Here is a 17415-nt window from a genome sequence, read left to right as displayed (position 1 = left end):
ATGTCACTCTGACCGGTGGATGCAACGCTCGCATGGACCTTCAGGAATCACAGCGCAGCGCATCAGCGGACTTCTGGCATTGAAACGGCAGGCAGGATCACCAATGACCCACCCGTGTTCAAACCAGCGTGCATCGTCAGGTCGCTTCTGGGGTTTCACCATCAGTACGACTGAATTCAGCTGGTATCGACCGGAACGGAGGCGATAACGGTGTCGGCGCTGCATCACAAGAAAACTGTCTTCTTCATGCAGAAACCAGCGGCCGGGCGACGGTGGTTCATCCAGTTCAACACGATCCAGAAGTTGATCACTGCCGGTCTGTCGGATCTCCACGAGCATCTGATCAGGACTCCTCTGCAGCGGAGGACTCACGTACAGAAAATCCCCACACCATCAAACAAACCACGGCGGCGAGAGTGACCAGTTCGGAAGGATGAAGGGTTGGCATTGCCATCATCGCCAGCAATTTCAAACCAACGAATCCAACAGCAAGGAATCCTGCTGTTTCCAGTCGTGGATAAATCTGCAGCCAACGAATAAACAAACCTGAGGTGAAACGCAAAGCAACCACACCGACCAGAGCACCCGTCAACACAAGTAGCAACTGATCACTGATGGCAACAGCGGCTGCGACGCTGTCGATCGAAAAGGCGAGATCCGTAATTGCGAGAGTCAGCACGGTCCGACCGAATCGGATCGGTTGAAACGGCGTTTCAACTGATCCTTCGCTGTTTTGCTCAACAGACTTGGTCCAGTGACTCAAACAAAGCCAGATGAGGTAGACACCTGCGATCAGCTGAATGGGTGGAAAAGCGAGGACGTATTGCGCCATCAGGATCAGTCCGACACGCAAGCCAAACGCCATCACGATGCCGAGATTCAAGGCACGGCGTTCGAGTCGTGGGTCGCGTTGCTCCCGAGCGATCGCTGCAAGAGCAATTGCATTATCCGCCGAAAGGATCAACTCGAGAGTCACCAGCACAGGCAACAACGGCAGCAGTTCACCCAGCTGGTCGACGTCGTCCAACCAGGCAGTGAGTGACGACAGAGCGGCTGTATCCATCTTCACAGCCTAGAAATGGGAAGCATTGATCAGTGGAATGCGCACCCACTCCCAGCTCTGCCATGTGACGTCAGACCGATGCGTTGTTCTTGTTGAGGCCTATGAGGGAACCACGCCGCTCGGGAGTGCTCTAGGTGAGGGTGGAACCGCTGCAGAGGCTGAAGACCAGGCACTCTCACGACTCCGATCCAGGCTTGCTGCTTCTGAAACAGCTCCGGTCGAAACGGCTGTCAACTCATCCTCGCAGCAGAGCGTTGCCGTGGGGATGCAAATGGCTGGTACCAAGCAGCCAGAAGCGATCCGGCGTGTTGCCCATTCGCCGCAAACATCATCCGATCCAGCCAAGCAGACACCGATGACACAGCCGCCATCGGTACAGCCACCATCGGCACAGCCAACGGGTTCTGCAGATGGTTCAACGGTCTTGGAGAGTGCAATTGATCCGGAACCACCCAGTGAGTCACCCACCGATCCAGAGGACTGGAGTGAGGAGCTCACTGCCATTGATCTCGAACTCCAGAGGGTGGGATGGGACCGCGACAGTGAAAAGATCTACCTCGAACGAGCCTTTGGTCATGCCAGTCGTCATCGCCTGACCCGGTTAAGTGATCTTGTGGCTTATCTCAAACGACTACGCGATCTTTCAGCAGGTAGTGATCCTCAACACGCTGCGATTCCTCTTCGTCGATCCGATCTGGTTGCGCAAGGTGATGAAATTCTAAAACGTCTTGATTGGAGTCAGCAACAAGCCAAAGACTTTCTTCATCACCATGTACAGGCAAACTCACGGCAACAACTCACTGACGAACAACTCCTGAATTTCAACATGCTGCTTGAAGAGCAATTGATCAATACCTGAACTGCATCTTGCGAGAATAAAACAATCAACTTTGTAAAATGTCAATCTTCAATACCAATAAAACTACAGAGTCATGATCGGGATGTCGCTAAGGCATCAGGTATCTCAGGGCTTGGTGCTTCAAAACATCCCTCAAGAACAAATTCCAGCCGGAGTTTCATGAATGTGATGAAATTGGAATCTGTGGAGATCACAGCTGCCGCAGGCTGTGGAAGCTGATCGCGGATTGATTTCATCTGTGATGCGTTGAGAAAAGCCGGTTGTCGAACAAGCCAGAAGTCGACTTCCTTGCCATGTTCCTTGTAGTGACGTCTCCTTTCCTTGAGAACTTCCTCCAGAGGCTCCTCCTCTGTAAGAAAACGATCGCTGGCTGCAACGAAGTAATACGTGGTCATCAATTTTGGCTGGCAAACAAGGGCTCACGGCGTGGATTCTGAACGAGGGAGCGCATCTCACTCACAGCCTCCTTCAAACCGACTGCCAATGCTCTTGCGACAATGGTGTGGCCGATGTTCAGTTCTTCCATTCCCTCGATGGCCGCAATCGGTTCAACGTTCTGATAGGTGAGTCCGTGACCGGCATTGACTCGCAGACCGAGGGAGCGGGAGTAAGCGGTGGCTTCGGTCAGGCGAGCCAGCTCATGCGGCTGATGTGTCCAAGCTGCCTCCGCATAGGCACCGGTGTGCAGTTCGACCCAGCGGGCTCCGGCATCGTGACAGGCCTGCAACTGTTGCTGATCTGGGTCCACGAACAGGCTCACTGGAATCCCTTCGTTGTGGAGCTGTTGCACCATGGTTTTGAGCTGCAGGAGCTGACCGGCCACATCAAGCCCCCCCTCGGTGGTGACCTCTTCACGCCGTTCAGGAACGAGTGTGACCATGTCCGGTTTCACGCGCAGTGCGATCTGGATCATTCCATCGGTGGCTGCCATCTCCAGATTCAACCTGCTGCGGACTGTTTGCCTGAGTAGATCCACGTCTCTGTCCTGGATATGACGACGGTCTTCGCGCAGGTGCACGGTGATGCCGTCAGCTCCTCCGAGTTCAGCCAGCAGAGCCATTGGAACAGGGTCAGGTTCCACGGTGCGCCTTGCCTGACGGACATTGGCGATGTGGTCGATGTTCACCCCGAGGCTGGCCACGCTGTATCGATGAAAGGTGTGAATCCTATTCAGCATGTGATCCGAGACGGCCGAAGGACCAACTGCCCAGTAGAGGGCTTGATATTCAGCCTTCCCCGGTAATTTCTCAACAGTGGACTTTCGGTTAAGGCGGTGTCCAGCAGCCTGACGACGCGCTCAGATGCCCTCGACACAGGGATCGATCCCTTCTGGGCTCCTCTGGCCATGGTTGTCACCCAGGATTTGGCACTGCATTACCTGCGAGAAAGAATTGTTCTTGGTGCAGAAAACCTTCCAAGAAATGGGCCTGTGCTGCTGGCCCCAACACACAGAGCTCGCTGGGATGCCCTGATGATCCCGATGGCTGCTGGCCGACGGATCACAGGACGCGACTGTCGTTTCATGGTCACAAGAACAGAGATGTCGGGATTGCAGGGATGGTTCCTGCATCGTCTTGGTTGTTTTGCAGTCGACCAGGACAAACCCTCGCTGACAACCCTGCGATTCGCACTTGACCTGCTGGAGACTGGTCAGCAACTGGTGGTGTTTCCCGAGGGACGCATCAACAGGACCGATGCACCGATTGTTCTGGAGCAGGGCTGCGTGCGACTGGCGCAACTTGCTCAGCGCAGGGGGATCGATGTGCAGGTTGTTCCTGTCGGTCTGGCCTACAACCCTGCTGTTCCAGGACCGCGCAGCCGCTCGGCGATCAGTTTCGGGCCTCCTTTGCTTATCCAAGGCAAAGGCAAGGAGGAAGCCCTTCACTTCAACCGTCTTCTTGCCGAACGCATGCATACGGCTGAACAAGCGGCCCGAGAGTCCATCGGACGACCGCTGGAATGCACTTAAAGTCCGCGCATTCAAGATTGGTTTCATGGGCACCCGCCTTCTTTGCTCAGCGATTGCCCTGACAGCGGGATTCTGCTTCTCACCCGCATTGGCTCAGATGGGATCAGATCCATCGAATTCCGCCACAAAGGTGCTTGCATCCAGTGGATCCGGATTCAATGTCTCATCCGTTGAAGCCATGATTCAGCGAGGTGATGCGGCGGTCGCCTCCGGCAATCTCGTTCAAGCGAAGAAGGATTACGACAACGCCCGCACGGCATCGAAGCAGCTTCTCGCCTTCTACAGGGATCTCTCCGGTTCATTCCGGGGGCTCGATGCACGCATTCCCAGGGAGATGGATACCAAGGGACGTGAAGCTCTGGCTCTTCTTGCCGAGTCGAATCTCCGTCTCGCAGCATTGTTCCGCCGCCAGGGTCAGCCGGAAATCGCTGTGCCTGTGCTGGTTGAGGTCGTTCGTCTGATGACACCGGCAAAACCGGAAGGCCAGAAGGCTTATCAGAGTCTTCTTGAACTTGGTTTTGTTGATACCCCTTACCGCGGTGCTGGTGCTGCTGAGTGATTCAGTTCAGTCGAGTCATTCATCTGCCAGCATCAATCGAGTCCATGCTCTGTTCCAATGGTTCAGCCTGAAGCTGTCACCTCCGCCATCCAACGCGCACTTCCAGACGCTCAGGTGAGTGTTGAGGATCTGACCGGTGGTGGTGATCATCTTCAGGTGAGCGTTGTTTCGACTGCCTTCGACGGTCTCAACCGCATCCGTCAACATCAGCTGGTGTACAGAGCACTGAGGGAGGAACTGGCTTCAGAGGCCATTCATGCCCTCGCTCTGAACACTTCCACACCCAACTGATCCGTTTCACATCGCCTGATTTCCATGGACAGCCAAACTCAATCACGCATCGAGAGCCTGATCCAGTCAAGCCCGATCTTTGTGTTCATGAAAGGAACGAAACTGATGCCCCAGTGCGGTTTTTCCAACAATGTTGTTCAGATTCTGAATGCACTGGGCGTGAGCTTTGAGACTTTTGACGTTCTCTCCGATCCTGAGATACGCCAGGGCATCAAGGAGTTTTCCGACTGGCCCACAATCCCTCAGGTGTACCTCAAAGGTGAGTTCATGGGCGGCTCTGACATCCTCATCGAGATGTACAACGACAACACGCTGAAGGAGAAACTTGAGATTGCGCTGGCAAGCTGATTAATCCAGCGGAGATTCACGAAGCTTTTGTTGCAGCCGATGGTTATCTCACCAAATAACTGAGTTTTTCAACCAGTCCTTGGAAGTTGCCAAGAATGCTTGTTTGTTGAAAACTCGTGATCATCGGGTTGAACAGCCAGGCGTGTTGAATCAGTGGATTGGCAGAGGCGAATCTCTGCTCAACGTGAATCAATGAGCTTCAGGAAGCGTTCCATACGAAGAAAACCACTGCTGCCCATGCCCTGAAATTTCAGTACTGATTCGGGTGTCTGTACAAGGTGCTCACATCGCCATCGGGACCGATGAAACTGGAGGGATCCAGTATCCAGCGTTCAATCAGGGTTTCCAGCTTGGAGAGCTCCCTGGAATCGAGATCACCGGTTCGTCGCAGCGCATGGAGATAGCCGTCGGCGTAAAGCCTTAACTCGGAAGGACCGTGGTAACGCGTTGTCAGCTCCTGACAGGCATCACAGAGCGCCTGGAAGTGGCGAATGGCCTCCGGGTGCTGAAGAGATGTCATCTTTGGTGAGGACGGCAGCCTCTGTTACCAGCGTGCCTTAGGAATGGCATTAGCGTAGGACGGCTTTCGGATGCCCTGTGACCTCGTCCTCCCGCGATCTTCTCGCCCATGGAACCGGTCCGGCTCCTGTGCAGCAACTGACTGTTCCGGCGATTCCCACTCGTGAACCGGCTCGGGTGCTTGTCGTTGAGCCCCATCCGACACTGCGCACGGTGCTTGTGCAGCGGCTCCGGCAGGACGGCCATCTCACTGCAGCGGTGTCGTCGTCCAGGGAAGCCCTTGAGCTCTGCCAGGAGCAGTCTCCAGATCTGCTGGTGAGTGCTGAACTGCTTGAACAGAGTTCTGCTCTGAGACTTGGCCAGCAATTGCGCTGTCCTGTGATTGTGTTGACAGCCCGCAGCGGTGCTGAGCCTGTTGTGGGACTGCTCGATGACGGAGCGGATGATGTGCTGCGCAAACCCTTCGGGCTAGAAGAAATGGCCGCCCGTTGTCGCACTCTGCTCAAGCGAGGTCGCAGCGGTCTTCAGGAACGCGTTGCCGTTGGCCCGCTAGAGGTGCATCTGCTTCTGCGTCAGGTGACTCTTCGGGAACAACCCGTTGAATTGAGCCCTCGCGAATTCGCGCTGCTGTGCGCTCTGCTGATGCCTCCCGGAATGGTGCGCAGCCGTCAGGAGCTTCTGAGGATGGCCTGGCCTCCCTTCAGCGGTGGTCCACGATCAGTGGATACTCAGGTCCTGACGCTCCGCCGCAAACTTGAACAAGCGGGTCTGGGCGAAGGCGGCGGCATCACCACCGTTCGTCAGCAGGGGTATCGCTTCAGCCTGGATAACCTTCCGGAATAACCAGCCAACCGCACGTCACGGCCACAGCTGCCGCTGATTCGATGACCAGCATGCCAAGGGCCAAACCAAACAGCAATTGGTAGGTCCAGGGTGGCGTCAATCGACCGATCGATCCTGTTCTGAGACCGGTTTGTTCTTCAACGATTAGGAGGAACTTGTCAAAGTGCTCAAGCCGTTGCGGGAGCAAACGCTGGCCGTGGTTGAAGGTGGTGAGGTAGTAAACCGTTCCTCCCTGGCTTGTACCGACTGGAACAAGCCTCTTGATCTCTTCCCACCGCAACTGCCAGCCCCGGCGAATCAACCAACTGCACCAGGTGGGATGGCCAACGCTGATGCCATTGTCATCCAGGCTCACCTGCTCGCTGAGCATGGCCAGAACCAACAACAGTCCTATCGGAGCAGCACTCCAGAGGATCAGCTTCAAACCCGGTGGTGCCATCAACGGCAACGGCAGAACCAGTGCCAGGTACACACTGATCAAGGTTGCCCGAATCAACGGTGACAGTTGAAACCGCTCCTGTAGGGCAACGGTCATCGCTCAGCGATCCTCCGGTGATCCCGGCAGTGGTTCAATCACATCATTGGGTTGGTAATCGCCATTGAACACTTCCCCCTCGCGACCCTTCCAGAATTCACCGAGACGCATGAGGTCGGCGTGGGCCTCCTGGATTGATTTCAGATAGGTCTCAGGAGACATCTGATCACGAGCTTCCTTCAGCTTTGAGAGCCGCAGCATCTGAAGCATCCACGGTTTACCAAGTTCGCCACGTTGTTCCAGGTAGCGGGCAAGTTCAGCTGAGCTGGGCTGTCGGGCCGGTGACATGGAGATGCATTTCTCGCTCAGACCTTACACAGATCAGGAGGTCTGACGTTGTGAGATTCAGGCGGGAAGGGCCCAGGGATTCAACCCCAGATCTGCACCGATACGATGGCTGCAGGCATAACCGCTGAAGGCAACGGCGTTCAATCCCTGGCCCGGGAAACAGGAGTCTCCGACGCAATAAAGACCTTTCAGGCCTGTTCGATTGAATGGCATCGGCAGCAAACCTGGCAGTCGGCCTGCAGGAATTGGCCCATAGGACCCCCCCATCCGCCCGAGGAAGCGACGATGGGTTCGGGGGGTACCCACCTCCTGAAGTTCGATGGCCTGCGACAAACCCGGAAGGATGGACTCCAGTCGCTCAATCAGACGGGACGCGTCGTGCCGCTTTTTTGCTCTGTAGTCCTTGGGTTCGAGATCATCCCAGTGCCGAATATCACTCATCGTGAACGTATGCACGATATGCCGACCCTCAGGCGCCAGCAGTGGATCAAGCAACGTTGGAATGGATACGAAGATCACACCCTGCTCAGCTTCAAGGTCGTCCCAGTTCTCCAGGAGCAGGTGATGGCAGTAGAAGCCATCAGGTACTACATCAGCCTTGACACCGAGGTGAACCGAGAGAAATGAACTGGATGGTTGATACCGACGCCGCCAGGTGGTTTCAGCGGAAGGGGTGTGCTCTTTTGTGACCAGCGTGCTGTCCGGTGAACCTTCTCCTGCAAATGTGTCCCAGCGGGTGGCATTGCTCACAATCCTGTTACCCCTCAGCTCTTCACCATCGGAAAGCTCCACGCCCACAGCGCGACCTTGCTCGATCAGCACCTTCTTGACACGGGCCCGGTAGCGGATCTCGCCTCCGTGGGCTTCAAGCCCTGCCACCAGCTTCTCGGCAATCGTACCGACACCGCCTTTGGGATAATTGATGCCACCGGCATGGCGATCAGAGAACACCATGCCGGCATTGATCATGGGTGTTCGATCAGCCGGCATCACCGACCAGCAGAAACATTCCATATCGATCAGACGAAGCAGTTCCTGGTCGCGGATGTGCTTACGAGCCACATCGCCTACGTTGAAGGGCAGCCAGCGAGCCAGTCCCAGACAGGCGAGTGGGGCTCGAAAAAAAACCTTGGCCAGGTAAGCCGGATCCTCAAGCGAGAGAAGCGGCATTGCATCGAGACAGCGAAAGACCTGCCAGCAGGTGTCGTAAAAAGCCTTGATTCCTCCCGCCTCGTGGGGAAATCTGGAGCTCATGCGCGTGATGAATCCCTCGTAGTCACGATCCACGGCCATGGTCAGACCATCGGGCAGGTGGTACTCCAGCTGCACCGGATCCGGGACCGTTTCACAACGCTGCCCAACATCTGCCAGGGCTCGTGTGAGCAGGTTGGTGTGCCCATGCTCACCGAAACCGAAAATCATCGAGGCGCCCACATCAAAGGTGTACCCCTTGCGCTGAAAGCTCCCACCGGATCCACCGGGAATCCGATACTGCTCCAATACAACGGTTCTGGCCCCTTTGGCAGCCAGCTGAGATGCGGTGACCAGCCCTCCAATGCCTGAACCGATCACGATCACATCCCAGTCTGGGTTTGAGCTCACGGCCACACCTCAGAAATTGCTGCAGCCTTAGACCCTAGGCAACACCGGCCGCAGCGAAGGGCGGTGTTGCGGTCAGAATCACCTCTGTTCGTCCAGGACAGGCCAACAGGGACTGGCATCTTTCCTGAATACGATCACGGATCAGATCGACGGCGCCGCCGTCCATCGGTTGACTTGGATTCAGATAAACAACCACAAAAGCCGTGCGACCTACCTGGTAAACCGTGAGATCCAGAAGCCAGCAGGACAGCCCTGCCAGAAGATCTTCAAGGGCCAGGCGGGTGCTGCGGATGAGGTCGCTCTCAGCCGAGGCGCCTGCTGCCTGTCCAAGGGCGGTCATGAAGCCCTGCAACGGTTCACGCACCACCAGAAGACTCACCACCAGGACCAGCAAAGAGTCTGTGACTGGAATCAAACCAGACAACATGGTGCCCTGCAGCAGTGGTGCAGCAAGCAGCGCCAGACCTGTCAGACCGCTGATCAGACCATCCAGTCGCGCTGCCTTGGCTTCGGTGAGCAGGATCTGAGAATGTCGCCCTGTGCGACACCAGTCGTGATGATGCCTCCAGGCAAGACCTCAGCAGGAAGCCACCATGGCAATGGAATACCAGGCAACGGGTCCGAGCCGTACGGAGCTGACGGCAACCCCGTAGGCGTAATCAATCACTGTGCTGAGCGCTGAGATCGCAGCGAAGGACAACACCCCCATCAGCAGCAGAGAACGAAAAAGCACGTAAAGAGCTTCCTGCCCGTCGTAGCCATACGGATAGGCACGATCCGGCGGTCGAACCACGTTGCGACTGATCCTTGCTGCCACAAGGCCCGAACCCACCATCACTGCTGAATACAGGCCGTCAAGGAGGAGTGCGTAGGAACCCGAAACAAGGTGAACACCGACCCCTGCAACAGCCATCAGTGCATGGCGTAGACGCCGATCTTCAAAGAACGGCGCTCAATCAGCCGCTCTTCAGGCCGGACAGGCGACATCAAAAGACTCGTGTTTCTCTGTTGCTAGCAGCAAATCCTTCAGGGCTCTGTCCCTGTAGGCGCCATAGCGAAGCCGTTTGTCCCTGATTTTTTGCGGTAAAGCAGGCAACAGGCCGAAGTTGGGGGGCATCGGCTGGAATTTGCCTGATGGTGCCTCACTGATGAAGTGGGTCAGTGCGCCAATCATGCAGGTGGGAGGCAGATCGATGGTGGGTAGACCCAGGGCAATTCGTGCAGCATTGGTGCCAGCGAGCCAGCCACCGGCAACTGCAGCGGCATACCCCTCAGTTCCTGTGATCTGCCCCGCTGCAAGAAGACGTTCACGCTCTCTGAACTGCAGCGTGGGCTTCAGCAACTCTGGTGCCTCGAGGAAAGTATTGCGGTGCATCACTCCGAAACGCACGAATTCAGCCTTCTCAAGACCTGGAATCATGCGAAGAATTCGTTTCTGTTCTCCCCACTTGAGATTCGTCTGGAAACCAACCAGATTCCAGAGTCGACCGTCTTTATCTTCCTGACGAAGCTGGACCACTGCGTAGGCGCGTTTGGCCCTCCGTATGTCGCGATCGTTGACATCTCCCCAGCGCGGATCCCAGAGACCAATCGGCTTCAGCGGTCCGTAGCGCATGGTGTCTTCACCACGGCGAGCAAGTTCCTCGATCGGCAAGCAACCCTCAAAAAATGTGGCGCTGTTTTTCTCGAAGTCCTTGAGTTCAGCTTGCTCGGCAGCCAGAAGCGCCGATCGGAAGTCCAGATACTGGACCTGATCCATCGGGCAGTTGATGTAATCCGCATCCCCCTTGTCGTAGCGGCTCGCTCTGAAAGCCTTGTCCATATCAATACTTTCACCGTCGACGATCGGACTTGCCGCATCGAAGAAATGACAGTCATCACGGCCGGTGAACTCGCGAAGATCATTCGCCAGTGACTCACTGGTGAGCGGTCCTGTCGCAAGCACAGTGATCTGGTCTTGATCAGGAAGGGACATCTGTTCACGACGTTCAACCGTGACCAAGGGATGCCGTTCAAGAATCTCAGTCAATGCAGCGCTGTATCGACCTCGGTCGACAGCGAGAGCACCACCAGCTGGGACAGCGTGGGCATCAGCGATTCGAATCACCAATGAACCAAGACGACGAAGCTCTTCTTGAAGCAGGCCAGCAGCGCGGTCGCTGCTGAGAGCTCCGAAACTGTTGCTGCAGACAAGCTCAGCGAACTCACTGCTGTGGTGCGCGGGAGAACGCTGCAGCGGTCGCATTTCAACCAGTCGGACAGATATGCCTGCCTGGACTAGCTGCCAGGCGGCTTCCGTTCCGGCCAGACCTGCACCGATGACAACGACTGGTCCGTTGCTCAAAATTTGATGTCAACCGATCTCAACCCTATCGATTGGGTCGCGACCGGTCGGAGAAGCTCAGACCTCTCCGCGTTTCAGCATCATCTGCAATTGCCCGATCGCTGCACGACTGATGTTGTAACCAGCCCATCCAAGAGCAATCAGAATTGGAGCAGCGACAACGACAACTCGTAAATCCATGGGTTCTAGGGATGGTCGAAAGATATTAATGAAAGCTGGCCGAACAACGAACCGAAAGCGTCAGGCCGTTTGGTTTTGCAGCATTTGAGCCCAGCCGGCAGCCAGCTGCGAGTAATTCACAGCATGGTGTATCTGCTCAAGTACGGCTGCGTCGCTTTGTTCACGTTTCACCTGGGCAGGAACACCGGCCACAAGACATCGTGGCGGAACGTCGCGGGTGACGACTGCACCGGCTGCAACGAGAGCGCCTGCACCAACGGTGACACCGTTAAGAACGATCGCTCCGATACCGATCAGACATCCGTCCTCAAGAGTGGCTCCATGAACCACAGCCCGATGCCCGATCGTGACATCCGATCCGATGAGCACAGGAGAACCAGGGTCTCCATGCAGAACAGCGCCGTCCTGAACGTTGCTACGAGCACCGATGACAATGGAAGACATATCACCTCGAGCAACAGCGGTCGGCCAGAGACTCGCACCAGCCGCAATTTCGACATCACCCATCACAACAGCGCTTTCAGCGACCCAGGCCAGAGGGTCAATGGATGGAGTTGCGACGATCAAACGCTGTGCAATGGATGGATCAGTCATCAGCTGCCAGCTCGGGACGTGATGTGCTGATTCAAGCGGGTGGGGGGAGAACCTGAACGAGTCGGTTATGAGTTACAAGCCGCTGCTCACAGATCAGGATCACGGCGCACTTGGACGATGGCTTGCCAGGGTGATATTTTTCTGTGGTGCCTGAGGGCACTGCCTGTTCCGGACCCCTTGCTCCGGCTCAAGGAAGGGTCGCTAGCTCAGCGGTAGAGCACTCGGCTTTTAACCGATTGGTCCTGAGTTCGAATCTCAGGCGACCCATTTCAGCCGATCTTTCAGGATCCAGCCATGATGGTTTCTGAAGCCATGGACTATCCATGAGTGGTCAACCACGTGTTGCATTCGTCAATGATGATCCTCGACTTCGCAGCTTGATCGCAGAAGAATTACAGGATCAAGGGGTTCTGCCTTTGGCATTCAGCACAGGCCAGGAACTGCTTGATCACTTGGATCGTGAACAAGTTGATCTGATTCTGCTCGATCTGATGATGCCTGTCATGGATGGATTGACCTGCCTACGACATCTCAAGGAGCGTGAACAAGAGGTGCCAATACTCGTTGCCACTTCCTTCAACGACGAGATCAAGCGACAGGAGTCAATCGAAGCAGGAGCAGCCGACTACATCAACAAAACTGATCTGTTTGATTGTCTTCCTGAGCTACTGGACACACACCTAAAAAAACGTCGAAACACATGTGATTAAATTAATTAAATATCGACTAATTAAATAAAAATATCGATAATACAGAATCAATTTTCACCCTCAGGAAGCTTCTGCCATGCCAAGAATTAGCCGCCATGATTGAATTAAAAGTTTAAAGCTATTCCATTGAAGTCGCGACTTGAATGCTTGCAAGAGAAGAAATTTGACAGTTCAACTCAATTCTTTTAAATAAATCAACCGCCTCTGATTGGCAAATAATCGAAGACAATAATGAGAAAGTTGTTGCACTCAAATAATCAAAGCAGGATAAACTTGAATCGCACATGTGAACTTCTGGTACAGGAGAGCATCAACAAAATCAGAACAGAATCCATAACAACGGCGAAATATTTCAAATCAGATGCCCATTGATTCAATTCGTAGCTAAGGGTGAGACAAAGATTCCTATCAGCAACCAAGATGGAGAACTCGAATCCAGAACTGGATCTTCAAACCAACCTTGGGCATCGCCTAGTCCAACGAAGCATGACATGGGTTGAACTGCCTCGGTACGAGCTCTCCAAAGAGGGTATCCAAGGAGATCTTGCCTATCGATTGATCCACGATCATCTGTTGCTGGACGGCAACGCAATGCTGAATCTCGCAACGTTTGTTGGCACCTGGATGGAGCCTGAGGCTCTTCATCTGATGCGCGAATGCGTAGATAAAAATATGATTGACAAGGACGAATATCCACAGACAGCGGAGCTTGAAAATCGATGTCTGAAGATGCTGGCTCATCTCTGGAATGCGCCTGATGCCGAACAGGCGGTTGGAACATCGACAACTGGATCAAGTGAAGCCTGCATGCTCGGAGGAATGGTGCTCCGATGGCATTGGCGTCAAAAGCGAAAAGCGATGGGCTTGAATGATCAACGCCCAAATCTTGTCATGGGAACCAATACACAGATTTGCTGGGACAAATTCTGCGCATATTTTGATGTCGAAGCACGAATGGTACCGATTACCAGAGATCATCTGCAGATGACAGCGGAGGGCGCGATTGCTGCCTGCGATGAAAATACAATTGGTGTTGTCGCAGTGCTGGGAAGCACTTTTGATGGAAGCTACGAACCTGTAGAAGCGATTCAGAATGGATTGGATCAATTGCAAAAAGACAAGGGACTCGATATCCCAATTCATGTTGATGGCGCCTCCGGTGCGTTCGTGGCACCCTTCAACAGTCCTGATCTGAAGTGGGACTTCAGACTCCCAAGGGTGAAATCAATCAATACAAGTGGACACAAATATGGAGGAGTTGTCCCAGGGGTGGGATGGGTGCTGTGGCGTGGACAGGATGACCTACCCGAAGAGCTTCGTTTCAATGTGAATTATCTAGGAGGTCAGATGCCAACAATTGGGATGAATTTTTCGCGACCAGGAGCTCAAATCGTTGCACAATATTTTAATTTTATTCATCTAGGCCATGAAGGATATTGCCAACGTATGAACACCCTCGAAAAAACCGCTACATACCTGGCTGAATCAATTGAGATGATGGGTCCTATGAGGCTGCTAAGTCATCCAAAAGGACAGTTGCCTGTTTTTGCCGTGACCTTAGATGACTCGATTGATAAGTGGAGTGTCTTTCAACTTTCTGATCATTTACGCATGCGCGGCTGGCAAGTGCCTGCCTACACGATGCCGGCTGATTGTGAAGATATTTCCGTTCTACGTTTTGTAATCCGTGCTGGATTTACACGTGATATGGGCGAACTTCTGCTTCAGGACATACGAAACGCCATAGCCTGGTTCGAAAAGCTGGATACACCTATGCCTGATCCAAATCCTGACCATCAGTCGTTTCACCACTGAAAATAATCAATAGCCGAATAAGCCATTGGCAATGGAGGTGCAACCACTGATTAACCCAAATACATTTCATGATTATCTGACACGATTACTGGCAATCGGCAATAGCGTATCGGCATTAGGGGCATTTCTTTTACTGACAAAAGGAATGCCTCGGAATAAAATCAATCAAATCATTTTTATTAGCAGTTTAACTTGCTTGATAACACTTGTAGGCTTCATGTTTATCGGGACAAGGATACTTAATTTCTTTGGAGTTTCAATTAATGCTTTTCAGGTAGCTGGTGGAATCCTACTGGGGAAAGTCGGACTTGAAATGCTGGGGCACAGTCCAGAAAAAATCAATGATCCAAAAAGCAACAATCAAAAAATCAATTTGCATAGGATTGATAGCCAAAATATGTATTCTGAAGCAGTTGTGCCAATAGCCATACCACTGACCATTGGAGGAGCAACACTTTCAGCTATAGTTTTATTTGCAGAAACCGCAGCACAAACAGAAACATCTCACGAACTTCTTGCAGCGATTGTGATCTTGGTAATCGTAAATTACGTTATTTTCAGGTTTAGCGCCGGGATTTTCAACTTACTAGGGTCAATGGGTATAAATATTTTTATCAGAATCATGGGAATTTTCACATTATCCATCGGCATTCAGTTTTTGGCTCAAGGCCTAGGCGGCTTTTATCTAAAATATCGCGCCATGGAAATACCTGTTGTTTCGATGATGTGATCAACAAATGAATGAGTATGAGCAGAGAAATTGAAAAAAATAAATCAGTTAGCGACAATACATCAAGGGAAAACATTCATGAGTAATTTGAAAATAATTTAGATATTGAGCGTTTGCGAAGAGAATACAGCTGAAAACAGAAACATAAAACAGTGCGTCCAAATCAGCATTGACCGGTAAAAAGATTTATGAATTATAAAAAAGCTTACTCCAGCTTTAATTGTATTAAATAATGGCACGCATCTTTCTACTAAAACAAGTGAAAGCCGGACAACTGCAGCGCCCAGAATTTGGCGATGTGAACATCCAGCATGTATCCACTATGAAAACCATTTTTGCTTCTTTTAAAACTGAGTTGTTCCATGCTAAGGAATAATTTAATCTTGTAGACCGGCATTCAGGCCATAGCTTTAAATCGCATTCAATCTGAAATCACCAGATATTTACACAACTCTGTTGATTCGATCCCAATTTTAGTGGTGTGATTTGAGTAATTTACGCAGCAGAAGGACATGCATTAAGTCCATGTCCAAAAAGTCAAGTGAGTGCTACCAATAGGTTCCAGAAACATCGATGCAATGGCAGCGTCCCCGATTGTCTACTATCAACGCGTTCAGGCGCTCCCCGAAGAGATTTATAGGCACCAACCCTATAAGGAAGGCTCAGACCCAAGAGACCCAAGGATTGGAGCTGCCATTGAGGATCTGAAAAAGGCTTCCGATAATTTACGAAAAGCCAATATCTAATTCATCAGTCACAATGTCATGGTGGTGGCCATCAACACTTAGACGTGCTTACTCCCAATAACTCACTGTTCTGAGACGGGTTACTGCGTGGTGTTGCTGGGATCAACTGCATTTCTGTAGGCATATAGACACTCGTACGTACCTCTTCCGGACACTGGTGAATTTTTAGGTCTTCTTAGTTACCGGATCACCGCCTTAAATCCCGTCAGTGTTCACCCGCATCACGTAATCCATCAGCGATCAATGGTTGGTATTGTCCCTTTGAAGATGAGATCCAAGCTGCGTGACTCCGAGCTGTGGTCCCTGGTGCCACAATTGAAGCTTTGGAGGTTGATTCAGTGAGTACAGACCAGTTGTCCGCATTTGGATGATGACGGACGTAAGACTGTGTGCAAATCCATCATGCTGGATATTGACATTCTCTAATGAACTCAAAACCTAGTGAACTTGATACTGTTCTCACCTCTTTCACCGATGATCAGCCTCTTCAAGCTTCGTCTCTGCTCGATCCACGTCTAAATGAATGCGGCACCGGTCTTCGAGAGACCGAGGACATGACTCCCGTAGGAGAAGAGTCTGCTGAGCTGCGATTCGGTCCTGGAAAACTGCGCTATTTCGTCATGAGGTTGCCGCACAGGTCGCTGTCAGTTCGATCAATGACGCGTCATTTGCATTCCACCCAGTGTCTTGGTTCAGCTGAAGGTCTTCCTTTCTGGATGTTGTTAGCACCACCTGAGACCCAAGGTCCAACGCTTGCTGCCAAAGCAGCCTGGTTGTTAAGGGTGATGCCGGGCGAAGGCCTTAAACTCCACATTGGTACTTGGCACGCTGGTCCTTATTTTCCTGCAAAATCTGCATTGTTTTTCAATCTCGAACTTGCGGATACCTACAAGAGTGACCACGAGACACTGGCGCTAAGCAAACCAGTCCAAATTATTTTGAATTGACATTGTAATCCCGAAAGTCACAGAATACTAATATATATAAGTTGAAATCATGGCTTCGCAGAGGCTTAGCTGTTTTTGCAATTAAGGGAAATCAATGCAAGTAAAACAGAACTACTCAGAATAGCCGTATCATACCAAATCCATTGGATTGTCGCTCCTGAGACAGGGCCATTTAGTAGCAGATTAAGGGAACCAAAGGAACCATAAAGGTGCTCTACTCAAATCAGATGACCAACCTTTTTTATTGCGTCAAAGCAACAAAATAGCACTAAAGCTTCTTGATGATATTTGGTGCGAGTCAAGAAAGCGGATATCAGCTGCATCACAGTCGAGTGGCTATAGACGATCAGTCATCTCTGACCACTTGTCTCATAGATAGAAAAACCAGTGCAGGAGCAGGTTGCGTCCTGATGTACGTCAGGCCCTACTGTGTGGAGACTTGTGCACATTTCCAAAGTACGAGTCTCTCTTAG

At 52.4% G+C, this 17415-nt stretch carries 21 protein-coding genes, 1 tRNA gene and 1 pseudogene; 11 read left to right on the top strand and 12 right to left on the bottom strand.

The genetic code is table 11. The annotated features are described in order from the left end of the window. Positions 1-3: 3 nt before the first annotated feature. Complete coding sequence (locus SIB83_RS15490; protein WP_413402621.1) at positions 4-339, bottom strand: DUF6464 family protein; 336 nt, start codon at positions 337-339, stop codon at positions 4-6. A gap of 4 nt (positions 340-343) precedes the next feature. Further along, on the bottom strand, positions 344-1063 hold the full coding sequence (locus tag SIB83_RS15485) for a TerC family protein (protein ID WP_413402619.1): 720 nt from the start codon (positions 1061-1063) through the stop codon (positions 344-346). Between the two features lie 37 nt (positions 1064-1100). Here SIB83_RS15485 and SIB83_RS15480 point away from each other — a divergent pair, with 37 nt between their 5' ends. Continuing rightward, the gene (locus tag SIB83_RS15480) at positions 1101-1922 is read left to right on the top strand and encodes a hypothetical protein (protein WP_413746362.1); all 822 of its coding nucleotides are present in this window, start codon (positions 1101-1103) and stop codon (positions 1920-1922) included. 71 nt (positions 1923-1993) lie between these two features. On the opposite strand, the gene SIB83_RS15475 is transcribed toward SIB83_RS15480, so the two are convergent. Beyond that, positions 1994-2317 carry an MgPME-cyclase complex family protein gene (locus tag SIB83_RS15475; protein ID WP_413402615.1) on the bottom strand — a complete coding sequence of 108 codons (324 nt, stop codon included), beginning with the start codon at positions 2315-2317 and terminating at the stop codon, positions 1994-1996. Next, on the bottom strand, positions 2317-3063 hold the full coding sequence (locus tag SIB83_RS15470; protein WP_413747398.1) for a pyridoxine 5'-phosphate synthase: 747 nt from the start codon (positions 3061-3063) through the stop codon (positions 2317-2319). Before SIB83_RS15470 ends, SIB83_RS15475 begins: the two co-directional genes overlap by 1 nt. Before the next feature lie 132 nt (positions 3064-3195). On the opposite strand from SIB83_RS15470, the gene SIB83_RS15465 reads away from it, so the two are divergent. From SIB83_RS15465 to grxD, 4 genes are read left to right on the top strand one after another with little or no spacing between them, the layout of a single operon-like run. Next, positions 3196-3891, top strand: coding sequence for a lysophospholipid acyltransferase family protein (locus SIB83_RS15465; RefSeq protein ID WP_413402611.1), 696 nt, complete (start codon positions 3196-3198; stop codon positions 3889-3891). A 25-nt stretch (positions 3892-3916) separates the two neighbouring features. Beyond that, a complete protein-coding gene (locus tag SIB83_RS15460; protein WP_413402609.1) occupies positions 3917-4450 on the top strand; it encodes a hypothetical protein in 534 nt (177 codons plus the stop codon). A 57-nt stretch (positions 4451-4507) separates the two neighbouring features. After that, a complete protein-coding gene (locus SIB83_RS15455) occupies positions 4508-4741 on the top strand; it encodes a BolA family protein (RefSeq protein ID WP_413402607.1) in 234 nt (77 codons plus the stop codon). Between the two features lie 24 nt (positions 4742-4765). Continuing rightward, positions 4766-5089, top strand: a complete 324-nt coding sequence (grxD, locus tag SIB83_RS15450; RefSeq protein ID WP_413402606.1) for a glutaredoxin family protein — start codon at positions 4766-4768, stop codon at positions 5087-5089. Positions 5090-5339: 250 nt separating this feature from the next. Here the strand turns inward: grxD and SIB83_RS15445 are convergent, their stop codons facing one another. After that, complete coding sequence (locus SIB83_RS15445) at positions 5340-5609, bottom strand: DUF6761 family protein (RefSeq protein WP_413402604.1); 270 nt, start codon at positions 5607-5609, stop codon at positions 5340-5342. Between the two features lie 77 nt (positions 5610-5686). Here SIB83_RS15445 and SIB83_RS15440 point away from each other — a divergent pair, with 77 nt between their 5' ends. Next, positions 5687-6451 (top strand): response regulator transcription factor, encoded by a 765-nt coding sequence (locus tag SIB83_RS15440; protein ID WP_413402602.1) that lies wholly within the window; start codon positions 5687-5689, stop codon positions 6449-6451. Here SIB83_RS15440 and SIB83_RS15435 read toward each other — a convergent pair. The 7 genes and pseudogenes from SIB83_RS15435 to SIB83_RS15405 all read right to left on the bottom strand — a co-directional run bounded on the left by SIB83_RS15435 (position 6426) and on the right by SIB83_RS15405 (position 11994). Then, positions 6426-6986: a hypothetical protein gene (locus SIB83_RS15435; RefSeq protein ID WP_413746361.1), complete on the bottom strand. Its 561-nt coding sequence runs from the start codon at positions 6984-6986 to the stop codon at positions 6426-6428. The genes SIB83_RS15440 and SIB83_RS15435 overlap by 26 nt on opposite strands. A gap of 3 nt (positions 6987-6989) precedes the next feature. Next, positions 6990-7274 carry a hypothetical protein gene (locus tag SIB83_RS15430; protein WP_413746360.1) on the bottom strand — a complete coding sequence of 95 codons (285 nt, stop codon included), beginning with the start codon at positions 7272-7274 and terminating at the stop codon, positions 6990-6992. A 57-nt stretch (positions 7275-7331) separates the two neighbouring features. Further along, positions 7332-8882, bottom strand: a complete 1551-nt coding sequence (gene crtH, locus SIB83_RS15425; protein WP_413746359.1) for a carotenoid isomerase — start codon at positions 8880-8882, stop codon at positions 7332-7334. A 28-nt stretch (positions 8883-8910) separates the two neighbouring features. Beyond that, positions 8911-9863, bottom strand: a pseudogene (locus tag SIB83_RS15420) (cation transporter). After that, positions 9844-11220 carry an FADH(2)-oxidizing methylenetetrahydrofolate--tRNA-(uracil(54)-C(5))-methyltransferase TrmFO gene (gene trmFO / locus SIB83_RS15415; RefSeq protein ID WP_413746358.1) on the bottom strand — a complete coding sequence of 459 codons (1377 nt, stop codon included), beginning with the start codon at positions 11218-11220 and terminating at the stop codon, positions 9844-9846. Before trmFO ends, SIB83_RS15420 begins: the two are co-directional and overlap by 20 nt. A 57-nt stretch (positions 11221-11277) precedes the next feature. Beyond that, positions 11278-11400 (bottom strand): photosystem II protein Y, encoded by a 123-nt coding sequence (locus SIB83_RS15410; protein ID WP_413402593.1) that lies wholly within the window; start codon positions 11398-11400, stop codon positions 11278-11280. 60 nt (positions 11401-11460) lie between these two features. Then, complete coding sequence (locus tag SIB83_RS15405; protein WP_413402591.1) at positions 11461-11994, bottom strand: gamma carbonic anhydrase family protein; 534 nt, start codon at positions 11992-11994, stop codon at positions 11461-11463. A 195-nt stretch (positions 11995-12189) separates the two neighbouring features. On the opposite strand from SIB83_RS15405, the gene SIB83_RS15400 reads away from it, so the two are divergent. From SIB83_RS15400 to SIB83_RS15380, 5 genes are all read left to right on the top strand, one after another. Further along, positions 12190-12261 (top strand) — tRNA-Lys (locus SIB83_RS15400). Positions 12262-12317: 56 nt separating this feature from the next. Further along, positions 12318-12704, top strand: coding sequence for a response regulator (locus tag SIB83_RS15395; protein ID WP_413746357.1), 387 nt, complete (start codon positions 12318-12320; stop codon positions 12702-12704). 420 nt (positions 12705-13124) lie between these two features. Continuing rightward, positions 13125-14519: a glutamate decarboxylase gene (locus tag SIB83_RS15390; RefSeq protein ID WP_413402588.1), complete on the top strand. Its 1395-nt coding sequence runs from the start codon at positions 13125-13127 to the stop codon at positions 14517-14519. Between the two features lie 31 nt (positions 14520-14550). Next, a complete protein-coding gene (locus tag SIB83_RS15385) occupies positions 14551-15249 on the top strand; it encodes a MarC family protein (protein WP_413746356.1) in 699 nt (232 codons plus the stop codon). Between the two features lie 1171 nt (positions 15250-16420). Further along, on the top strand, positions 16421-16942 hold the full coding sequence (locus SIB83_RS15380; RefSeq protein ID WP_413746355.1) for a hypothetical protein: 522 nt from the start codon (positions 16421-16423) through the stop codon (positions 16940-16942). Positions 16943-17415 lie beyond the last annotated feature (473 nt).

The organism is Synechococcus sp. MIT S9507 (genome assembly GCF_047304715.1).
In the GTDB taxonomy this organism is placed as follows: Bacteria; Cyanobacteriota; Cyanobacteriia; order PCC-6307; family Cyanobiaceae; genus Synechococcus_C.
This window is presented reverse-complemented; position numbering and strand designations above follow the sequence as displayed.

Excerpts from the sequence above, each read along its gene's own strand:
- SIB83_RS15490 (WP_413402621.1), bottom strand. The coding sequence starts at position 339 with ATGCTCGTGGAGATCCGACAGACCGGCAGTGATCAACTTCTGGATCGT.
- SIB83_RS15405 (WP_413402591.1), bottom strand. The coding sequence starts at position 11,994 with ATGACTGATCCATCCATTGCACAGCGTTTGATCGTCGCAACTCCATCC.
- SIB83_RS15385 (WP_413746356.1), top strand. The coding sequence starts at position 14,551 with ATGGAGGTGCAACCACTGATTAACCCAAATACATTTCATGATTATCTG.
- SIB83_RS15410 (WP_413402593.1), bottom strand. The coding sequence starts at position 11,400 with ATGGATTTACGAGTTGTCGTTGTCGCTGCTCCAATTCTGATTGCTCTT.
- SIB83_RS15460 (WP_413402609.1), top strand. The coding sequence starts at position 3,917 with ATGGGCACCCGCCTTCTTTGCTCAGCGATTGCCCTGACAGCGGGATTC.
- SIB83_RS15380 (WP_413746355.1), top strand. The coding sequence starts at position 16,421 with ATGAACTCAAAACCTAGTGAACTTGATACTGTTCTCACCTCTTTCACC.
- SIB83_RS15445 (WP_413402604.1), bottom strand. The coding sequence starts at position 5,609 with ATGACATCTCTTCAGCACCCGGAGGCCATTCGCCACTTCCAGGCGCTC.
- SIB83_RS15430 (WP_413746360.1), bottom strand. The coding sequence starts at position 7,274 with ATGTCACCGGCCCGACAGCCCAGCTCAGCTGAACTTGCCCGCTACCTG.
- SIB83_RS15475 (WP_413402615.1), bottom strand. The coding sequence starts at position 2,317 with ATGACCACGTATTACTTCGTTGCAGCCAGCGATCGTTTTCTTACAGAG.
- grxD (WP_413402606.1), top strand. The coding sequence starts at position 4,766 with ATGGACAGCCAAACTCAATCACGCATCGAGAGCCTGATCCAGTCAAGC.
- SIB83_RS15395 (WP_413746357.1), top strand. The coding sequence starts at position 12,318 with ATGAGTGGTCAACCACGTGTTGCATTCGTCAATGATGATCCTCGACTT.
- SIB83_RS15480 (WP_413746362.1), top strand. The coding sequence starts at position 1,101 with ATGCGCACCCACTCCCAGCTCTGCCATGTGACGTCAGACCGATGCGTT.
- SIB83_RS15455 (WP_413402607.1), top strand. The coding sequence starts at position 4,508 with ATGGTTCAGCCTGAAGCTGTCACCTCCGCCATCCAACGCGCACTTCCA.
- SIB83_RS15435 (WP_413746361.1), bottom strand. The coding sequence starts at position 6,986 with ATGACCGTTGCCCTACAGGAGCGGTTTCAACTGTCACCGTTGATTCGG.
- SIB83_RS15390 (WP_413402588.1), top strand. The coding sequence starts at position 13,125 with ATGGAGAACTCGAATCCAGAACTGGATCTTCAAACCAACCTTGGGCAT.
- SIB83_RS15485 (WP_413402619.1), bottom strand. The coding sequence starts at position 1,063 with ATGGATACAGCCGCTCTGTCGTCACTCACTGCCTGGTTGGACGACGTC.